Origin of the sequence: Streptomyces sp. NRRL F-525 (genome assembly GCF_000716605.1) — a bacterium.
In the GTDB taxonomy this organism is placed as follows: domain Bacteria; phylum Actinomycetota; class Actinomycetes; order Streptomycetales; family Streptomycetaceae; genus Streptomyces.
Map to the genome: position 1 here is coordinate 91,971 of NZ_JNXE01000032.1, position 19,563 is coordinate 111,533.

General features: G+C 69.6%; 15 protein-coding genes. 10 read left to right on the forward strand and 5 right to left on the reverse strand.

Going from position 1 to position 19,563, the window contains the following annotated elements:
• Positions 1 to 209: 209 nt before the first annotated feature.
• Positions 210 to 764: a hypothetical protein gene (locus OO69_RS35255; protein ID WP_078652710.1), complete on the reverse strand. Its 555-nt coding sequence runs from the start codon at positions 762 to 764 to the stop codon at positions 210 to 212.
• A 218-nt stretch (positions 765 to 982) separates the two neighbouring features.
• Entirely contained in the window at positions 983 to 4,948 is a 3,966-nt protein-coding gene (gene eccCa, locus OO69_RS35260) for a type VII secretion protein EccCa (RefSeq protein ID WP_078652711.1), read from the reverse strand.
• Positions 4,949 to 5,198: 250 nt separating this feature from the next.
• On the opposite strand from eccCa, the gene eccD reads away from it, so the two are divergent.
• Entirely contained in the window at positions 5,199 to 6,704 is a 1,506-nt protein-coding gene (eccD, locus tag OO69_RS35265) for a type VII secretion integral membrane protein EccD (RefSeq protein ID WP_033284970.1), read from the forward strand.
• Positions 6,705 to 6,769: 65 nt separating this feature from the next.
• On the forward strand, positions 6,770 to 8,293 hold the full coding sequence (locus OO69_RS35270; protein ID WP_033284971.1) for a PQQ-binding-like beta-propeller repeat protein: 1,524 nt from the start codon (positions 6,770 to 6,772) through the stop codon (positions 8,291 to 8,293).
• A gap of 82 nt (positions 8,294 to 8,375) precedes the next feature.
• On the opposite strand, the gene OO69_RS35275 is transcribed toward OO69_RS35270, so the two are convergent.
• Complete coding sequence (locus OO69_RS35275; RefSeq protein WP_019064786.1) at positions 8,376 to 8,672, reverse strand: DUF397 domain-containing protein; 297 nt, start codon at positions 8,670 to 8,672, stop codon at positions 8,376 to 8,378.
• 283 nt (positions 8,673 to 8,955) lie between these two features.
• Here OO69_RS35275 and rpsO point away from each other — a divergent pair, with 283 nt between their 5' ends.
• The 5 genes from rpsO to OO69_RS35300 all read left to right on the forward strand — a co-directional run bounded on the left by rpsO (position 8,956) and on the right by OO69_RS35300 (position 14,423).
• Complete coding sequence (gene rpsO / locus OO69_RS35280; protein ID WP_019064787.1) at positions 8,956 to 9,243, forward strand: 30S ribosomal protein S15; 288 nt, start codon at positions 8,956 to 8,958, stop codon at positions 9,241 to 9,243.
• A 332-nt stretch (positions 9,244 to 9,575) separates the two neighbouring features.
• Positions 9,576 to 11,798: a polyribonucleotide nucleotidyltransferase gene (locus OO69_RS35285; protein WP_033284972.1), complete on the forward strand. Its 2,223-nt coding sequence runs from the start codon at positions 9,576 to 9,578 to the stop codon at positions 11,796 to 11,798.
• A complete protein-coding gene (locus OO69_RS35290; protein ID WP_033284973.1) occupies positions 11,795 to 13,174 on the forward strand; it encodes a M16 family metallopeptidase in 1,380 nt (459 codons plus the stop codon). The genes OO69_RS35285 and OO69_RS35290 overlap by 4 nt, the downstream gene beginning before the upstream one ends.
• Before the next feature lie 42 nt (positions 13,175 to 13,216).
• On the forward strand, positions 13,217 to 13,969 hold the full coding sequence (gene dapB / locus OO69_RS35295) for a 4-hydroxy-tetrahydrodipicolinate reductase (RefSeq protein WP_033284974.1): 753 nt from the start codon (positions 13,217 to 13,219) through the stop codon (positions 13,967 to 13,969).
• A 1-nt stretch (position 13,970) separates the two neighbouring features.
• A complete protein-coding gene (locus OO69_RS35300; RefSeq protein WP_033284975.1) occupies positions 13,971 to 14,423 on the forward strand; it encodes a membrane protein in 453 nt (150 codons plus the stop codon).
• A gap of 87 nt (positions 14,424 to 14,510) precedes the next feature.
• On the opposite strand, the gene OO69_RS35305 is transcribed toward OO69_RS35300, so the two are convergent.
• Together OO69_RS35305 and OO69_RS35310 are read right to left on the reverse strand one after the other, a co-directional pair.
• Positions 14,511 to 15,065, reverse strand: a complete 555-nt coding sequence (locus OO69_RS35305; RefSeq protein WP_033284976.1) for a hypothetical protein — start codon at positions 15,063 to 15,065, stop codon at positions 14,511 to 14,513.
• Positions 15,066 to 15,187: 122 nt separating this feature from the next.
• Positions 15,188 to 15,427, reverse strand: coding sequence for a hypothetical protein (locus OO69_RS35310; RefSeq protein ID WP_033284977.1), 240 nt, complete (start codon positions 15,425 to 15,427; stop codon positions 15,188 to 15,190).
• A gap of 213 nt (positions 15,428 to 15,640) precedes the next feature.
• Here OO69_RS35310 and thyX point away from each other — a divergent pair, with 213 nt between their 5' ends.
• The 3 genes from thyX (at position 15,641) to OO69_RS35325 (ending at position 19,306) form a co-directional block, all read left to right on the forward strand.
• Positions 15,641 to 16,381, forward strand: a complete 741-nt coding sequence (thyX, locus tag OO69_RS35315) for an FAD-dependent thymidylate synthase (protein ID WP_033284978.1) — start codon at positions 15,641 to 15,643, stop codon at positions 16,379 to 16,381.
• 211 nt (positions 16,382 to 16,592) lie between these two features.
• Positions 16,593 to 17,492, forward strand: coding sequence for a 4-hydroxy-tetrahydrodipicolinate synthase (gene dapA, locus OO69_RS35320; protein ID WP_033284979.1), 900 nt, complete (start codon positions 16,593 to 16,595; stop codon positions 17,490 to 17,492).
• Positions 17,493 to 17,620: 128 nt separating this feature from the next.
• Positions 17,621 to 19,306, forward strand: coding sequence for a ribonuclease J (locus OO69_RS35325; protein WP_033284980.1), 1,686 nt, complete (start codon positions 17,621 to 17,623; stop codon positions 19,304 to 19,306).
• Positions 19,307 to 19,563: the final 257 nt, after the last annotated feature.

Below are 19,563 nucleotides of genomic sequence, written 5' to 3' on the forward strand. Positions count from 1 at the left end.
AATTTACCAATGGATCAGCTTCACTTGACCGATTCCAAACGGGAACGACCCACCTCCGCATCCTCTCCACAGGCTGGACCTGGCGAGGAGTGCTCAGGCTATGACCGGCCGGTGAGCTTCAGGGGCTGGCTGAGAGATGCCGCCAGGCGCTGGCACAAGCGTTGGCATCCGGGAACATTACGAGCCCCCGCCCCCCTCCTGGCAACGGCTCAACCCCCCTGCCCGCACCCCTGCTTGGCCATCGCCCCAGGGAAGTACGCCCCCAGGAACGAGCGCAACGCATCCCGCCGCCGCGAGGTCTTCCCGGGAACCTTCTCCTGGAGCTGCACCGACGTCACGAACTTGCGCCGCTCGCCCTCGTACGTGCAAGTGCCCACCGCCATCGCCCCGTTGTCCGCCACCCTGGCGCTGTCACCGATGTCGACGGAGGCCGGGTTGCCGAGACGTACCAGGGCCCGGTCCTGGACCTTGATGGGGTCGGTCTCCGTGGGGACGACGTCACTCGAAAGGTAGACGACCAACTTGCCGTCGACCGAAAGACGGCAACGCGGGCTCTCCTGGCCGGAGTTGTAGGCGCGCTGGGTGAGCTTCTGTCCGTCCGGCAGGAAGGGCGACAGCAGATCCGTGTCGACGGCCACCCCGCAGACCTTGTCCGGAACGGTGTAGGCGCGTGCGTCCGAGTCCGTACAGCCCGCCGTGGCCAGGACAAGCAGCGTCACCGCGGCGGCGGTCGTGGAGGCCGCCGCTCGCCGCGTCGAAGGCACTGACACACCCTTGCTCACTGATCGCCCGCCAGTCCCTGAACCCGCGCGTCGCCGTCCGCAGGAGGCCGGTTCGGCTCCCTGCGCGCGGACTGCTTCCGTGTCGCCCGGCCCTTCAGGCGTTCCCACTCGCCCCATGCCACGTGCGGACCCCTTCCCCGTGCCCCGTAGGCCCCGCCCGCTGGACGGGACCAGTCCGTCGACCTTCGTACTGCCGACCGTCAGTACTCCGTCTCCGGCACCAACCCCGTCTGCACCAACGGCTTCCCCCGCTTCCGTGACACGAACACCCCCCGCCCCGCGGGCATCGGCCGCGGCCGCACCCCGCCCAGGACGTCGCCCTCGCCGGGGTCGCCCGCCAGGACGACGCCCTGGGCGCCCAGTTCCTGAAGGCGCTGCATGAACGGCTCGTACGCGGCGCGGCCGGCGCCCGCCGTGGAGCGGGCGATGATGAAGCGGACGCCGACGTCACGGGCGAACGGCAGCATCTCGGTGAGGTTGCCCAGCGGGTTGCCGCTGGACGTGGAGACGAGGTCGTAGTCGTCCACGACGACGTACACCGTCGGGCCCTGCCACCAGCTCCGCTCGCGGAGTTGACGGGCCGTCACGTCGGCCGTGGGGGTGCGGCGCCGCATCAGGTCCGCGAGGGCGACCATGTGGTGGTCCATGGCGTTGGACATGGGGATGTACTCGGCGAGGTGCGAGGCGGGCGTCGCGTCCAGCAGGGAGCGGCGGTTGTCGATGACGAAGAGCTTCGCCTCGTCGCCGGTGTACCGCTCCGTCAACTGCTTGACCAGCAGCCGCAGCAGGTTCGACTTGCCCGACTCGCTCTCGCCGAAGACGAGGAAGAACGGGTCCTGCTCGAAGTCGACGAAGACCGGCTCCAGGTTGTTCTCGTCGATGGCGAAGGCGACCCCGCGCTGCGGGAAACGGTCGCCCGGCGGCAGCTGCGCGGCGGCCAACTCGCGCGGCAGTAGCCGTACTTCGGGCGCTCCCGGCGCCTCCCAGTGCCGGGACACCTCGGTCGCCAGCGCCTGGGTCGCATCGGCCAGGTCGGTGTCCGAGACCAGGCCGTCGATGCGCGGCACCGCCGCCATGAAGTGCAGCCGCTCCGGCGACACACCACGTCCGGGGACGCCCGTCGGGACGTTCACCGCCACCTTGCGGTCGATCTCGGAGTCCATGGTGTCGCCGAGCCGCAGTTCGAGGCGGTTCATCAGGTGGTCCTTGAGGTTCGCGCGGACCTCCATCGACCGGGACGCGGTGAGCACCAGGTGGATGCCGAAGCCCAGGCCGCGCGCGGCGATGTCCAGCACCGCCGCCTCCAACCCCTCATAGTCCGCACGGAAGTTGCCCCACCCGTCGATGACGAGGAAGACATCGCCCCAGGGCTGGTCCGTCACCGAGATCTGGCCGCGCGCCCGGCGGGACCGGAACTCCGCGATCGACGGGATGCCCGCCGAGCGGAAGTACTCCTCGCGGCGCGTCATCACGCCGTACACCTCGGAGACCGTGCGCCGGACCTTCTCGGGGTCGAGGCGGGAGCCGATGCCGCCCACGTGGGGCAGGCCGGCCACCGAAGAGAGACCGCCGCCGCCGAAGTCGAGGCCGTAGAACTGGACTTCGTGCGGGGTGTGGGTCAGGGCGAAGGCGCAGATCAGGGAGCGGAGGAGAGTGGATTTTCCGGACTGTGGGCCGCCGACGATCTGCATGTGGCCTGCCGCGCCCGAGAAGTCGACCCAGAGGTGGTCGCGGCGCTGCTCGTACGGCTTGTCGACAAGGCCGACCGGGACCACCAGCCGGCCCGCGCCCTCGTAGCCGGGCTGCGTGAGCCCGCGGCCCGGCACCGCGGTGAGGCCGGGCAGGAGGCCGTCCAGCGAGGGCGGGCTGTCCAGCGGCGGCAGCCACACCTGGTGGGCCGCCGGACCCTGCGCCTCGAGGCGGCGCACGATGACGTCGAGCACGGTGTCGGCGAGCGCGTCGTCGATGTCCGGGGACGCGGTGCGCTGCTGCGGAACCGCCGTGTACTGCACCGGTACTTCGGCCGCCGTGAACAGCACCGGCCGCCGGTCGACCGGCAGTTGACCGGCGCCGAGCGACGCCTGCGCGGAGCCCGAGCGGTAAGTCCCGGACACGTAGGCGGCCTTGAACCGCACCATCTCGTCCGTGCCGTACTTCAGGAAGCCGGACCCGGGGACGTTCGGGAGTTCGTAGGCGTCCGGCACGCCCAGCGCGGCCCGCGACTCGGCCGCCGAGAAGGTGCGCAGACCGACGCGGTACGAGAGGTAGGTCTCCAGACCGCGCAGCCTGCCCTCCTCCAGGCGCTGCGAGGCCAGCAGCAGATGGACGCCGAGCGAGCGGCCGATCCGGCCGATCTGCACGAACATCTCGATGAAGTCCGGCTTGGCGGTGAGGAGTTCGCTGAACTCGTCGATCACCAGCACCAGGGAGGGGATCGGCTGCAGCGGGGCGCCCGCGGCGCGTGCCTTCTCGTAGTCGTGGATGTTGGCGTAGTTGCCCGCGTCGCGCAGGAGCTGCTGGCGGCGGTTGAGCTCGCCGCGGATGGAGTCGCCCATGCGGTCGACCAGCGTCAGATCGTCCGCGAGGTTGGTGATCACGGCCGCCACGTGCGGCATCTGCGCCATCCCGGCGAAGGTGGCACCGCCCTTGAAGTCCGCGAGGACGAAGTTCAGGGTCTCCGAGGAGTGGGTGACCGCGAGGCCGAGGACCAGCGTGCGCAGCAGCTCGGACTTGCCGGAACCGGTCGCGCCCACGCACAGGCCGTGCGGGCCCATGCCCTCCTGCGCGGCCTCCTTGAGGTCGAGCATCACGGGCCGGCCGTCCTCCCCGAGCCCGATCGGCACCCGCAGCCGCTCGGCCAGCGAACGCGTCCGCCAGGTCCGCTTGGTGTCGACGGAGGCCGCGTCACCGAGGTTCAGCAGATCGGTGAACTCCAGGTTGGCGAGCAGCGGTTGGTCGTCGTCCCCGCCGGACGCCATCCGCAGCGGCGCCAACTGCCGCGCGAGCGCCTCGGCGGACTCGTAGGAGAGAGCGTCGGGAGCCCCCTCGTAGACGTCTCCGTGACTGGACTCCAGGTGCAGCGACGTCGGTTGTACGACGATGGACAACTCGCCGCCGGCTCCGGTCGGTTCGCCGGGGACGACGTCGACGAGGGTCACCCCTTGCAGGCCCTCGGGGTTGGCGAGGACCGAGTCGGGGGGCAGCGAGACCCCGTCGAGGACGACGACGATGTGCGGCTCGTCAGGCAGCGGTGTCGCGTCGGGGTGGAAGCGCGGACGGCCGGTCAGCCGGGCGGAGATCAGGTTCTCCAGCTCACGGACGTCGCTGTCGATCAGCCGGCGGGTGCCCGCGCCGTCCGTGACACCGGGCGCCTGCGCGTGCGGCAGCCACTTGGCCCACTCCCAGTGCGGCAGGGTCTCCCTGGCCGCCGCGACCACGATCATCAGGTCCTCGGGCGAGTGCAGCGCGGCCAGCGAACCGGCCAGGGCCCGGGCGGAGGACCGTACGGACCGCTCCTCGCCGCTGATGGTGAGGTAGGAGAAGGCACGCAGGGAGACCGCCATCGGCAGGTCGTCCAGGTTGCCGTGGACGGACAGGAAGCGCTGCATCGCGCCCGCCGTCAGCGGCTCCAGCTGGTCGACCCCGCCGGTCTCGGGGGCGATGAGCGGAGTGGCGAGCGACTGCCGGCCGAGGCCGATGCGCACCTGGCCGAAGTCCTCGTCGCCAGGCCGCCGTTCCCACACCCGGCTGCCCTCGGCGACCAGCGCCCACAGCTGCTCGGGGGAGGGGTGGAGGTAGTACTGCGCGTCGCGCTGCGCCCGTGCGGTGTCCAGGGCGGTCCGCCGGGTCTGCGCCAGGTAGCGCAGATAGTCGGTGCGCAGATCCGCCAGCTGACCCTGGTTGCCGCGGCGGAAGCGGACCACCATCGCGATGGACATGGCGACCGTCGAGACGATCATCACCATGCCCATGATCTTCATGAACGGCTGTCCGCTCGTGAAGAAGAACACCACCGAGCCGCCCATGCCGAGCGTCGGCAGCAACTGCATCAGGACGCTCTCCTGATGACCGCGGGGCAACTCCGGCGGAGGCTGCAGGACGATCTCGTCCGTGGGCACCTCGGACGGCAGCGCGCGCGGCGGGCGCTTGACGACGATGTGGCTCACTGCTCACCAATTCCCTTGCGCGGCCCCGGGACTACCGTCCGCCACCCCGTGTCAGGCGGACGCAGGCCGCCGCGCGATCCTACTGACTTCGCGTGGGACGGGTGAGCGGTAGGGTGCCGGATGTTCGCGTGCGCACACGCCGACCAGGCTGGAAAAACAGGGCATTCCGCGCCATGTGAAGGTCCGTGGAACGCCCCGCGCGACACCTTCACGACGCAGACGCACCATCACCATTGAGGGGGATCAACAGGTGAGCATCACGGCCTCCGCGGCGGGCGGGCCCGGTACCGGAGCCGCTGTCGGCACCGGCCCGGGGCTCGGTTTCTGCCGGGTCACGATCGTCGCGCCCGACAGCCGGATCGACGTGGCACTGCCCGACGACATCCCGGTCGCCGACATCTATCCGGAGATCCTCAGGCTCTCCCGGCAGAGCCCCGCCGAGGGCGCCCCGGTCGGCTATCACCTGGTGCGCCGGGACGGCACCGTCCTCGACAGCTCCCGCACGTTCGCCGGCCAGCGCATTCTCGACGGCGAACTCCTCACCCTGCGCCCCTTCTCCGAGTCGCTCCCGCCGGCCGTGTTCGACGACGTGTCCGAGGCGGTCTCGGCCGCGGTGACCCGCGAACACACCCTGTGGGGCGGCGAGTTGACCCGCGCCGCCGGCCTCGTCGGCGGCGGTGTCCTGCCCGCCCTGCTCGCCTTCGTCGCCTGGACCGCCGACCCGCGCCACGACATGAACAGCCTGCCCGGCATCCTCGCCGCGGTCGTCGGCGTCCTGCTGGTCGTCCTGGCCTGCGTCCGCGCCCGGGTCTACGACGACCGGTCCTCGGCCATCGCGCTGGGTCTCGGCGCCCTGCCCAACATCGGGGTGGCCGGCTCGGGTCTGCTGCCGCTCACCGACGGCCAGGGCATCGGCAAGCTGCAGTTCCTCCTCGCGTGCGCGGCCGTGCTGGTGGCCGCCGTCGTCCTCACCCTGTGCTCGCCCGGCGGGGACGCGCCGTTCGTCGCCCTCGTCTTCGCGTCCGCGGTCGGCCTGATCGTCGCGTTCATCGCGATCCGGGCCCACTGGACGCCGTCCGAGATCGCCGCGCTGTGCGCTCCGGTCGCGGTCGGCGCGCTGGCCTTCCTGCCGGGCCTCTCGATGCGCTTCGCCCGCCTGCCGATCGGCTTCGACCCCCCGAACACCGCCCCGCGCAGCGCGTACGGCGCCGAGCCCGCCGTCCAGGAAGCGGTCGACACCGAACGCGTCGCCGCCCAGGCCCGCCGCGGTCACGAACTCCTCGTCGGCCTCGTCGGCGGCTGCGCGGTCACCGCCGTCGGGGCCACGGCCGTCCTCGGTTTCTCCGCCGACGTCTGGGCCCAGCTGCTCGCCCTCGCGACCGGGGCCGCGCTGCTGATGCGCGCCCACCTCTTCCGCTACACCGCCCAGGTCGCCCCCGTCCTGGCCGCCGGACTCGGCTCCCTCGTGCTGCTCGGCCTGGGCCTCGCGCTCAACCCGCCGCACTCCCTGATCCGCGAGGCGCTCCACGGCGACCGCGGCGGCCTCGACCTCCGTACGGTCTGGCTCGTCGCGGCGATCGCTGCGGCCACCGCGCTCGTGACCGCGATCGGCCTGATCGTCCCGCGCAGCGGTCTCACCCCGTTCTGGGGACGCTTCCTGGAGATCGCCGAAGGCTTCGTCCTGCTGACGCTGGTGCCGCTGGCACTCGCCGTCTTCGACGTGTACGCGACGGTCCGCTCGCTGACGAGCAACTGACCCGGCGCCCACGGGCGCGGAAGACGACAGAGACCGCTGAACAGGCGACGAAAGGATTCGTCCGCGTGAGCTTCGGCCCACCTCCCACCTTCTACACCCAGCCCACCCTTGCCCCGGACGACCAGCGCAGGAAGCGCCGCCGGAACAGGCTGCTCGGACTGCTGGCGGTCGTTCTCGTCGCGGCCGTGGGCACCGCCGGCCTGCTCGCGGCAAGGGGCGACGACGACACGAAGGCGACGACCGACAACGCCCCCGCGGCGAGCCAGGGCCGCCTGGACGTCCGCGAGACCGTCGAGAAACAGCCCGCGAGTACCACCGGAAAGATGGCCCTCCGTTTCTCGGTGGACGACCTGAGTCCGGGCGAGGACTACCAGATGCCCGGCATGTGGGCCACGGACAGGATCCTCGCCAAGGGCATCAACAAGACCGTCATCGGCCTGGGCATCGGCACCGACGCCGTCCCGGGCGACGAGAAGTGGAAGCTCCCCCTCGTCGGCCCGATCTGCGGCTACACACGCCATGTGGACGGCGAGAACCGCACCGCTGTCCTGTTCCGGGCCAACGACCGGGGCGGGGCCTACTGCAACCACGTGGCGTTCTTCGACCTCGACGACGGCAGCGAGGTCTGGGAGACCGACTTCCCCTATTCCAAGCTCGGGGACGACACGGGCCTCGCGACGGGCGGAGACGACGAGGACACGCCGAGCGTGACCCTGACCCACGGCACGGTCGTCGTGACCTGGGGAGGCGGCACCGACGCGTACAGCATGACCACGGGGGAGCGGCTGTGGGAGACGACGTCGACCGGCTCCTGCCAGGACATGGGCGCCGCCGGCGGAGCCGCGCTGCTCGTACGCCAGGAGTGCTACCACGACGACGCCCCCCTCGGCTCACTGGCCGCCACCACCTACAAGGCGCGCAAGGTGGACCCGGAGACGGGCAAGGTCCTGTGGACGTACTCCGCCGCGAAGGGGATCCGGGACCTCGACATCCCGTCCGCCGAGCCGCCCGTCCTGGCCGTCCAGGCCGGCGAGATCGGCATCTCCGAGATGCTCTCCCTCGACGCCAAGGGCAAGATCCGCGCCGTGGTCCGCCTCCAGAACGGCACCTACGTCGGCGAGTGCTCGTACGACGACTACCTCACCATCGACGACTGCCCGACCATCGCCGTCGGCGCCGGCCAGGTCTTCCTGCGCAGCAAGGAGTCGGGTGAGCTGGTCAACTCCAACTGGCTCATCGGCTTCGACCTGGCGACAGGGAAAACCACCACGAAGTTCGACTCCGGCCCCGGCTCGCTCCTGTATCCGGTACGGATGAGCGGCGACAAGCTCCTCGCCGTGCGCGTGACCGACCAGCACATCATGCCCTCGGGGCTCGTCAGCCTGGATCCGAGGACCGGCAAGGAGACCCCGTACCTCTACTTCGACCTGCCGGAGGAGGCCGACCTGATGACGATGACCGACTACAACGACATCGTCGTCCAGGACGGGCGCATCTTCTTCGGCGTCAAGAAGGCCGAGGGCCCCGCCGCCGGTCAGCCCAAGTGGGTCTATCTCGTCCTGGGCATCGAGAGCATGGCGGTGAAATAGCCGCGGCCCCGCACGCAAGCGACGGGGGGTGGGGATCGGACCGAACCTTCGGCCGACCCCCACCCCCCGTCGCGCGAAGGCGCTACGCGTCCGCGCCCGGCTCCCCGTCGTGCGGCGCCGGCTCCAGGTCGAACTCGCCGTCCCGAGCCCCCAGCACGAAGGCCGTCCACTCCGCCTCCGTGTACCGCAGCACGGTGTCCGGGTCGAGCGACGAGCGCATGGCCACCGCGCCGTCGGGCAGGTCGGCGATCTCGACGCGCTCCTCGTGCTCCTCCGTGCCCGGCGCGCTGCGCCACTCGACACCCGAGATGTCGAGGGCGTAGAGCTCGTCCCGCTCCCGCTCCTTGCGTGCCTTGATCTCCTGCTCCGTCTCCGCCATGGCGAAGCGACCCCTTCCGGACGAACCGACGCGATCTGCGATCCACGTATAGATGCAGATCACCCTAGTGGCCGTATCCGCCCCGGTCAGGGCCCTTCGCGGAGCTGGACCGAGGCGTCCCCCCAGGCTGGTACGCTGTGTAGCGGCCGTTTGTGTACGCACCCCTGGAGCTCACCGCTCCGGAGGCAGCGCCCTACGGATCCCGCCTCCCGAGTCATGGAAGCTCCCCTGAGAAGTGGACCAGGGGCACTCGGTGGCACATCTCAGACTACGAGGAGTACGCGTGTCGCTCGACGCCGCTACGAAGAAGCAGCTCATCAGTGAGTTCGGTCAGAAGGAGGGCGACACCGGCTCCCCCGAGGTCCAGGTCGCCATGCTCTCGCGCCGTATCTCGGACCTGACCGAGCACCTCAAGACCCACAAGCACGACCACCACTCCCGTCGTGGTCTGCTGATCCTGGTCGGTCAGCGCCGCCGGCTGCTCCAGTACCTGGCCAAGAAGGACATCCAGCGCTTCCGTGCGCTGGTTGACCGGCTGGGCATCCGCCGCGGTGCGGCGGGCGCCAAGTAGGACGCCGTGAAGGGAGCGGTTCCCGAAACGATCGGGAGCCGCTCCCTTTGCCGTACGTGCGGATTGCCCGTACGTACGGAAACGTGCGGAGTGTCACTCACGCTTTGTAGTGTGGTAGCGCAACGCACGACGCAGGACGTACGACCCAGTACGACAACGAAGAGGAGAAGCGCGCCTCGCAGCCGCCGGTCCTCGGTAGTGGCCCCCGGGCATTGACGCCCCGGGTGCTTCGATCGAAGACCGGCCCGCACCAGACAGCGCTTCTCCGCCACCGTCCCCCCGCCACACGGGCGGGGAGGGACGAAAGACGACAAGTAACGGAGAAAACGCTAGTGGAGAACGAGACCCACTACGCCGAGGCCGTCATTGACAACGGCACTTTCGGCACCCGCACCATCCGCTTCGAGACGGGCCGCCTGGCCAAGCAGGCCGCCGGCTCCGCCGTCGCGTACCTGGACGACGACACCATGGTGCTGTCGGCCACCACCGCCTCCAAGAACCCCAAGGACCAGCTCGACTTCTTCCCCCTCACGGTGGACGTCGAGGAGCGGATGTACGCCGCAGGCAAGATCCCCGGCAGCTTCTTCCGCCGTGAGGGCCGCCCCTCCGAGGACGCGATCCTCACCTGCCGGCTGATCGACCGCCCGCTGCGCCCGTCCTTCAAGAAGGGCCTGCGCAACGAGATCCAGGTCGTCGCCACGATCATGGCCCTCAACCCCGACCACCTGTACGACGTCGTGGCGATCAACGCCGCCTCCGCGTCCACGCAGCTGGCCGGTCTGCCCTTCTCCGGCCCGGTCGGCGGCGTCCGCGTCGCGCTGATCAACGGCCAGTGGGTCGCGTTCCCGACGCACACCGAGCTCGAGGACGCCGTCTTCGACATGGTCGTCGCCGGTCGCGTCCTGGAGGACGGCGACGTCGCGATCATGATGGTCGAGGCCGAGGCCACCGAGAAGACCATCCAGCTGGTCGCGGGCGGCGCCGAGGCGCCCACCGAGGAGGTCGTCGCCTCCGGTCTGGACGCCGCGAAGCCCTTCATCAAGGTGCTCTGCAAGGCCCAGTCCGACCTCGCCGCCAAGGCCGCCAAGCCGACCGGCGAGTTCCCGATCTTCCTCGACTACCAGGACGACGTCCTGGAGGCCCTCACCGCCGCCGTCCGCCCGGAGCTCGCCTCCGCGCTGACGATCGCCGGCAAGCAGGACCGCGAGGCCGAGATCGACCGCGTCAAGGGTCTCGCCGCCGAGAAGCTCCTCCCGGAGTTCGAGGGCCGCGAGAAGGAGATCTCCGCCGCGTACCGCTCGCTGACCAAGTCCCTGGTCCGTGAGCGCGTCATCAAGGAGAAGAAGCGCATCGACGGCCGCGGTGTCACCGACATCCGCACCCTGGCCGCCGAGGTCGAGGCCATCCCGCGCGTGCACGGTTCCGCGCTGTTCGAGCGTGGCGAGACCCAGATCCTGGGCGTCACCACCCTCAACATGCTCCGCATGGAGCAGCAGCTGGACACCCTCTCCCCGGTGACCCGCAAGCGCTACATGCACAACTACAACTTCCCGCCGTACTCGGTGGGCGAGACCGGCCGCGTCGGCTCCCCGAAGCGCCGCGAGATCGGCCACGGAGCGCTCGCCGAGCGCGCCCTGGTCCCGGTCCTGCCGACGCGCGAGGAGTTCCCCTACGCGATCCGCCAGGTCTCCGAGGCCCTCGGGTCGAACGGCTCGACGTCCATGGGCTCGGTCTGCGCCTCCACCATGTCGCTGCTGAACGCCGGTGTGCCCCTCAAGGCCCCCGTCGCCGGTATCGCCATGGGCCTGATCTCCCAGGAGATCAACGGCGAGACGCACTACGTCGCCCTCACCGACATCCTCGGTGCGGAGGACGCCTTCGGCGACATGGACTTCAAGGTCGCCGGCACCAAGGAGTTCGTCACCGCCCTCCAGCTCGACACCAAGCTGGACGGCATCCCCGCCTCCGTCCTGGCCGCCGCCCTCAAGCAGGCCCGTGACGCCCGCCTCCACATCCTCGACGTGATGATGGAAGCGATCGACACGCCGGACGAGATGTCCCCGAACGCCCCGCGGATCATCACCGTCAAGATCCCCGTGGACAAGATCGGCGAGGTCATCGGCCCGAAGGGCAAGATGATCAACCAGATCCAGGAGGACACCGGCGCCGAGATCACGATCGAGGACGACGGCACCATCTACATCGGTGCCCAGGTCGGCTCGCAGGCCGAGGCCGCCCGCGCCACGATCAACGGCATCGCCAACCCGACCATGCCGGAGGTCGGCGAGCGCTACCTGGGTACGGTCGTCAAGACCACCACCTTCGGCGCGTTCGTGTCGCTGCTCCCGGGCAAGGACGGTCTGCTGCACATCTCGCAGATCCGCAAGCTCGCCGGCGGCAAGCGCGTGGAGAACGTCGAGGACGTCGTCGGCGTGGGCCAGAAGGTCCAGGTCGAGATCGCCGAGATCGACTCCCGCGGCAAGCTCTCCCTGATCCCCGTCATCGAGGGTGAAGAGAACGCCGAGGACGACAAGAAGGACGACGGCGACAAGTGACGTCGACCAGCACCACGACGACGGCCCGCACCTCCTCGGAGGCGCGGGCCGTCGCCCGTACCCAAACCCTTATCCAGGGCACGAACGGCATCGGCACGGTCCGCAAGACCACCCTCCCGGGCGGCCTGCGCATCGTCACCGAGACGCTGCCCTCGGTCCGCTCCGCGACCTTCGGCATCTGGGCACACGTGGGCTCCCGCGACGAGACCCCGTCGCTGAACGGCGCCACGCACTACCTGGAGCACCTCCTCTTCAAGGGCACTCACAAGCGCAGCGCGCTGGACATCTCCTCCGCGATCGACGCGGTCGGCGGCGAGATGAACGCGTTCACGGCGAAGGAGTACACGTGCTACTACGCGCGCGTGCTCGACACCGACCTGCCGCTCGCCATCGACGTGGTCTGCGACATGCTGACCGGCTCCCTCATCCGTGAGGACGACGTCAACGTCGAGCGCGGCGCCATCCTCGAAGAGATCGCCATGACGGAGGACGACCCGGGCGACTGCGTGCACGACCTGTTCGCGCGCACGATGTTCGGCGACAACCCCCTCGGCCGCCCCGTCCTCGGCACGGTCGACACCGTCAACGCCCTCACCGCGGACCGCATCCGCCGCTTCTACAAGAAGCACTACGACCCGACCCACCTCGTGGTCGCCGCCGCGGGCAACATCGACCACGACAAGGTCGTACGACAGGTCCGCGCGGCCTTCGAGAAGGCGGGCGCCTTCCGCACCCCCGAGGCGGCACCCATCGCCCCGCGCGACGGCCGCCGCGTGCTGCGCTCCACCGGCAAGGTCGAGCTGATCGGCCGCAAGACCGAGCAGGCGCACGTCGTCCTCGGCATGCCGGGCCTGGCCCGCACCGACGAGCGCCGCTGGGCGCTGGGGGTCCTCAACACGGCCCTCGGCGGCGGCATGTCGTCCCGCCTCTTCCAGGAGGTCCGGGAGAAGCGCGGCCTGGCCTACAGCGTGTACTCGTACACGTCGGGCTTCGCCGACTGCGGACTGTTCGGCGTCTACGCCGGCTGCAGGCCCTCGCAGGTCCACGACGTACTGAAGATCTGCCGCGACGAACTCGACCAGGTCGCCGCGAACGGCCTGTCCGACGACGAGATCGGCCGCGCCGTCGGCCAGCTCCAGGGCTCCACCGTCCTCGGCCTCGAGGACACGGGCGCGCTGATGAACCGCATCGGCAAGAGCGAGCTGTGCTGGGGCGAGCAGATGTCCGTCGACGACATGCTGGCCCGGATCGCGTCGGTCACCCCGGACGAGGTCCGCGAGGTCGCCCGCGAGATCCTGGGGCAGCGGCCCTCGCTGTCGGTCATCGGCCCGCTCAAGGACAAACAGGCGGCCCGACTGCACGACGCCGTCGCCTGACACCCGCCTTCGGAACCCGTATCCGGTAAGGAAGCAAGAACGATGAGCAAGCTGCGCGTGGCGGTCCTCGGTGCCAAGGGCCGGATCGGCGCCGAGGCGGTCCGAGCCGTCGAGGCCGCCGAGGACATGGAACTGGTGGCCGCCCTGGGCCGGGGCGACACCCTGGAGGCGCTCACGGCCTCGGGCGCCCAGGTGGCGGTCGAACTGACCACCCCCGCCTCGGTGATGGACAACCTCGACTTCTGCGTACGGCACGGCATCCACGCGGTCGTCGGTACGACGGGCTGGACCGACGAACGCCTCGCGCGGCTGACCGGCTGGCTGGACGCCTCCCCGGAGACGGGCGTCCTCATCGCGCCCAACTTCTCCATCGGCGCCGTACTCACCATGAAGTTCGCGCAGATCGCCGCGCCCTACTTCGAGTCGGTCGAGGTCATCGAGCTGCACCACCCGAAGAAGGTCGACGCCCCGAGCGGCACGGCCACGCGCACGGCCCAGCTCATCGCTGAGGCGCGCGCGAAGGCGGGCACGGCCGCGGCGCCGGACGCCACGGAGACAGCCCTGGACGGCGCGCGGGGTGCGGCCGTCGATGGAATCCCCGTCCACTCCGTCCGGCTGCGCGGCCTGCTGGCCCACCAGGAGGTCCTGCTGGGCGGCGAGGGCGAGACGCTGACCGTCCGCCACGACTCCCTCCACCACAGCAGCTTCATGCCGGGCATCCTGCTCGGCGCCCGCCGCGTGGTGACGACCCCGGGCCTCACCTTCGGCCTGGAGCACTTCCTGGACCTGGGCTGACATGCGCGCCAAAGTCACCTACGCCGTCACGGCCGCCGTCCTGGTCTTCTACTTCGTCCTGGTCGGCAGCCGCGGCGTCATGCTCATACAGTCGGGCACGCTCATCACGGTCACTTTCGGGATCGCGGTCCTGATCCTGCCGGTGATCGGCATCTGGTTCCTCTGGAAGAACACCCAGTTCGTCCGGAACGCCAACAAGCTCGCCGCCGAACTCGACGCCGAAGGCGGCCTGCCCGTCGACGAGTTGAGGCGCACCGCGGGCGGCCGCATCGACCGCGACTCCGCCGACGAGGTCTTCGCCAAGCGCAAGGCCGAGACCGAGGACGCCCCCGACGACTGGCGCAGCTGGTTCCGCCTGGCCGTCGCCTACCACGACGCCCGCGACACCCCGCGCGCCCGCAAGGCGATGCAGCGCGCGATCGCCCTGCACGACGGCAGACCCGTCCAGGCCTGAAACGACCTCTGTACGCCGCTTCTGTACGCCGAAGGGGCCGCCCCGCACTCACTGCGGACCGGCCCCTTCACGTCTGCTTCTGGTCGGTCAGCTCCGCCGGTACTCGTCGGACCACACCTCGACCGAGTCCGCGGCCCGGTCGAAGGAGGAGGCACGCGCCACGAAGTCGAGGTCGTGCGTGGTCAGCAGCGCGGTCACGTCCTCCGGAGCACGGTCCTTGCGTACGAGGGTCAGTGCCTGTCCCTGCACCGTGCGCGGCAGTCCGAGCCAGCGCACCGGCTGCTGCACCGTGCGCACGGCGACGACCCGGTCCCACCGCACCGTCAGGGTGAAGAGGAACCGCACCCGGCGCAGCCCGCGCGCGCTCACCCACACGCCCATGCGCAGCAGCCGCAGGGCGCAGAGGATGACGGCCACCGCGATGCCGAGGATCACCGCGGCCTCGGACCGCGAGCCGGTCAACGCGATGATGACCGCGGCGAACAGCACGTACGACGCGAGCAGCAGGACGAGCGCCGCCACCGCCACCCGCCACGGTCCGGGCCGGTAGGGGCGCCGCCAGCGGTCGCGGTCGTCGAACGGCAGCGCGAGCTCGTCCGCACCCTCGAATGCGCGGTCGGCCGTAAGGAAGGGCAGGGGCACGGCTGGTGTCCTCACTGAATCCATGCGTGGGCTGTGCCCGGTGAGGCTATCCGGCCGTGTTCCCGCTCACCACCGCTGGGGGTCCGGATGAGTCATGGTCAGCTGTACGGCTGCGGGCCAGGTCAGCGATTGTCGGCGGCCTGGGACTGCTGGTGCTGTGTCGAGAGGTTGTTCTGGGACAGCGCCGGCATCCCGAGGACCAGGGAGCCCACGATTCCGGCGACGATGGTGAGGCCCAGGAGCCAGCGCCCGGTTATCTGACCGGCGGACGCACGCTCACGCGGGGGCGGGGTGACATTGCTGCGGAAGCGGTCGGTCTCGGCGATGAAGGCGAACGGAACAGGTTCGCGCCGACGGAACATCGGTGGTGCTTCTCCCCTCTGGGGTCGAATCGGGATCGAACGGGTGGCTCTCACCAAGACAGACGAGCGAACGCCCCAATTGGTGCCCTGTTTCACCGAATTCGCAGAAGTTCGCCAATGAATGTCGCGGCACGGCACCGAACGCCCCGATGTCAGTGCCGGGCCGTAGAGTGGGCGCCGCCCTCGAGACGTGATGGAAGGACCCTCCGAGCCGTGACCGACACACCCGCCGACGACCTCAAGCCCAGTTTCCGCAGTGACGTGACCGTCGAGCTGGTCAAGCACACCGCGTCCGACGCGGACGTGCTCTTCGCCGCCCGCGTCTCGACGATCGGCGAGCAGTCCCTGGACGAGATGGGCAAGGACCCCGAGCGCTCCAAGGGCCTGATCAACTACCTGATGCGGGACCGGCACGGCAGCCCCTTCGAGCACAACTCGATGACGTTCTTCATCAGCGCCCCGATCCTCGTCTTCCGCGAGTTCATGCGGCACCGCGTGGGCTGGTCGTACAACGAGGAATCGGGACGGTACAGGGAGCTCCAGCCGGTCTTCTACGTCCCCGGGGAGTCCCGCAAGCTGGTCCAGGAGGGCCGCCCGGGCAAGTACGTCTTCGTGGAGGGCACCGAGGCTCAGCAGGAGCTGGTCGGCCGTGCCATGGAGGACTCGTACCGCCAGTCGTACGAGGCGTACCAGGAGATGCTCGCCGCCGGCGTCGCCCGCGAGGTCGCCCGCGCGGTGCTCCCCGTAGGCCTGTTCTCGTCGATGTACGCCACGTGCAACGCGCGCTCGCTGATGCACTTCCTCGGCCTGCGCACGCAGCACGAGTTGGCGAAGGTCCCGTCCTTCCCGCAGCGGGAGATCGAGATGGTCGGCGAGAAGATGGAGGAGCAGTGGGCCAAGCTCATGCCGCTCACCTACGCCGCCTTCAATGCCAACGGCCGTGTCGCCCCGTAGCGCACCTCTGTTTGCCGGTCGGGCACACATGTACGGATGGGCCGCGCGAAGTGTCCGTATTGCGGCATTTAGAGAAGTTCATCTAGCCTGATCAAACGGACCCGGCACTGCTTGAACCCCCGAGCAGGCAGTGCCGGGCTCCATATTTGTCACGACTTGTCGCCTGCCCCTAAGGCAGACCCCGCATTGAGCAGCGAGTAGCGTGTTACCCATGGCTCCGACCTCCACTCCGCAGACCCCCTTCGGGCGGGTCCTCACCGCCATGGTCACGCCGTTCACGGCGGACGGCGCACTCGACCTCGACGGCGCTCAGCGGCTCGCGACCCACCTGGTGGACGCAGGCAACGACGGCCTGATCATCAACGGCACCACCGGTGAGTCCCCGACCACCAGCGACGCGGAGAAAGCGGATCTCGTACGAGCCGTACTGGAAGCGGTCGGAGACCGCGCCCACGTCATCGCCGGCGTCGGCACGAACGACACCCACCACAGCGTCGAACTCGCCCGCACGGCCGAACACACCGGCGCACACGGCCTGCTCGTCGTCACGCCGTACTACAACAAGCCCCCGCAAGAGGGCCTGTACCGTCACTTCAAGACGATCGCCGACGCCGCCGAACTGCCGGTCATGCTCTACGACATCCCCGGCCGCAGCGGCGTCCCGATCGGCACCGAGACCCTGGTGCGGCTCGCCGAGCACCCCAGGATCGTCGCCAACAAGGACGCCAAGGGCGACCTCGGCCGCGCCAGCTGGGCCATCGCCCGGACCGGCCTGGCCTGGTACTCCGGCGACGACATGCTGAACCTGCCGCTGCTCTCCGTGGGCGCGGTCGGCTTCGTCTCGGTCGTCGGCCATGTGGTCACACCTGAATTGCGCACCCTGGTGGAGGCGTATGTCTCCGGTGACGTCCAGAAGGCCACCGAGATCCACCAGAAGCTGCTCCCCGTCTACACCGGCATGTTCCGCACCCAGGGCGTCATGACCACCAAGGCCGCGCTCACCCTCCAGGGACTGCCCGCCGGACCGCTGCGCTCACCGATGGTCGAGTGCTCGCCCGAGGAGATCGCCCAGCTCAAGATCGATCTTGCCGCCGGCGGGGTACAGCTCTGACAACGGACTTCACAACTGAATACGCGGGGCTTCGGCGCCCGCACCACACATCCGACAACTGCATTTGCACGAACGTCATGCGCGCCACGTGCCCACAGGTACGTGGCGCGCATGGGTAGGAGAGTCTTTTGAGTCATCCGCATCCTGAACTCGCCCCGCCGCCCAAGCTCCCCGAAGGCGGCCTGAGGGTCACCCCACTCGGCGGCCTCGGGGAAATCGGCCGGAACATGACGGTCTTCGAATACGGCGGCCGTCTGCTCATCGTCGACTGCGGTGTGCTCTTCCCCGAGGAGGAGCAGCCCGGAATCGACCTGATCCTGCCGGACTTCACGTCCATCAGGGACCGCCTCGACGACATCGACGGCATCGTCCTCACGCACGGCCACGAGGACCACATCGGCGGTGTCCCTTATCTCCTCCGGGAGAAGGCGGACATTCCGCTGATCGGCTCCAAGCTGACCCTCGCCCTCATCGAGGCGAAGCTCCAGGAGCACCGCATCCGGCCGTACACGCTCGAGGTTGCCGAGGGGCACCGCGAGCGCATCGGTCCCTTCGACTGCGAGTTCGTCGCGGTCAACCACTCGATCCCGGACGCGCTCGCGGTCGCCATCCGCACCCCCGCGGGCATGGTCGTCCACACGGGCGACTTCAAGATGGACCAGCTCCCGCTGGACGGCCGTCTCACGGATCTACACGCGTTCGCCCGGCTCAGCGAGGAGGGCATCGACCTGCTCCTCGCCGACTCGACGAACGCCGAAGTCCCGGGCTTCGTCCCGCCCGAGCGCGACATCTCGAACGTCCTGCGCCAGGTCTTCGGCAACGCCCGCAAGCGGATCATCGTGGCCAGCTTCGCCAGCCACGTCCACCGCATCCAGCAGATCCTGGACACGGCCCACGAGTACGGCCGCAGGGTCGCCTTCGTCGGCCGCTCGATGGTCCGCAACATGGGCATCGCCCGTGACCTCGGCTATCTCAAGGTCCCGCCGGGCCTGGTGGTCGACGTCAAGACGCTCGACGACCTCCCGGACAGCCAGGTCGTCCTGGTCTGCACGGGCTCGCAGGGCGAACCGATGGCCGCCCTGTCCCGCATGGCCAACCGGGACCACCAGATCCGCATCGTCGCGGGCGACACGGTGATCCTGGCCTCGTCGCTCATCCCGGGCAACGAGAACGCGGTCTACCGGGTCATCAACGGCCTCACCCGCTGGGGCGCCAACGTCGTCCACAAGGGCAACGCCAAGGTCCACGTCTCCGGACACGCCTCGGCCGGCGAGCTGCTGTACTTCTACAACATCTGCCGCCCGAAGAACCTGATGCCGGTCCACGGCGAATGGCGCCACCTACGGGCCAACGCCGAGCTGGGCGCCATGACCGGCGTCCCGCACGACCGCATCGTCATCGCCGAGGACGGCGTGGTCGTCGACCTCATCGAGGGCAAGGCCAAGATCTCGGGCAAGGTCCAGGCGGGCTATGTCTACGTCGACGGCCTCTCGGTCGGCGATGTCGGCGAACCCGCGCTGAAGGACCGCAGGATCCTGGGCGACGAGGGCATCATCTCGGTCTTCGTCGTCGTGGACTCGTCCACCGGCAAGATCACGGGCGGCCCGCACATCCAGGCCCGCGGCTCCGGCATCGAGGACTCCGCCTTCGTGGACGTCGTCCCGAGGATCACGGAGGTCCTGGAACGCTCGGCCCAGGACGGCGTCGTGGAGCCCCACCAGCTGCAACAACTGATCCGCCGCACGCTGGGCAAGTGGGTCTCCGACAACTATCGGCGCAGGCCGATGATCCTCCCGGTCGTCGTGGAGGTCTGACCGTCGTACGACCCCCTCGTACGCGTGAACCTGGAGCGGGCCGCCTCGATTTGCATCGAGGCGGCCCGCTCCAGTACGTTTACGGCTCCGCCTGAGGGGGAACCCGGACACTTCGCGTGTACGGGAGCCACTCCCGAAGGGCCGGAAAATCCGACTCAGAACTTCTGATAAAGTCGGAACCGCCGGAAAGGGAAACGCGGAAGCGGAAACCTGGAAAGCACCGAGGAAATCGGAACCGGAAACGGTCTGATAGAGTC

What these genes read in the sequence shown, in the direction of transcription:
- OO69_RS35275 (WP_019064786.1), bottom strand. Translation starts at nt 8,672, where the DNA reads ATGGCGGAGACGGAGCAGGAGATCAAGGCACGCAAGGAGCGGGAGCGG.
- dapB (WP_033284974.1), top strand. Translation starts at nt 13,217, where the DNA reads ATGAGCAAGCTGCGCGTGGCGGTCCTCGGTGCCAAGGGCCGGATCGGC.
- OO69_RS35300 (WP_033284975.1), top strand. Translation starts at nt 13,971, where the DNA reads ATGCGCGCCAAAGTCACCTACGCCGTCACGGCCGCCGTCCTGGTCTTC.
- OO69_RS35310 (WP_033284977.1), bottom strand. Translation starts at nt 15,427, where the DNA reads ATGTTCCGTCGGCGCGAACCTGTTCCGTTCGCCTTCATCGCCGAGACC.
- dapA (WP_033284979.1), top strand. Translation starts at nt 16,593, where the DNA reads ATGGCTCCGACCTCCACTCCGCAGACCCCCTTCGGGCGGGTCCTCACC.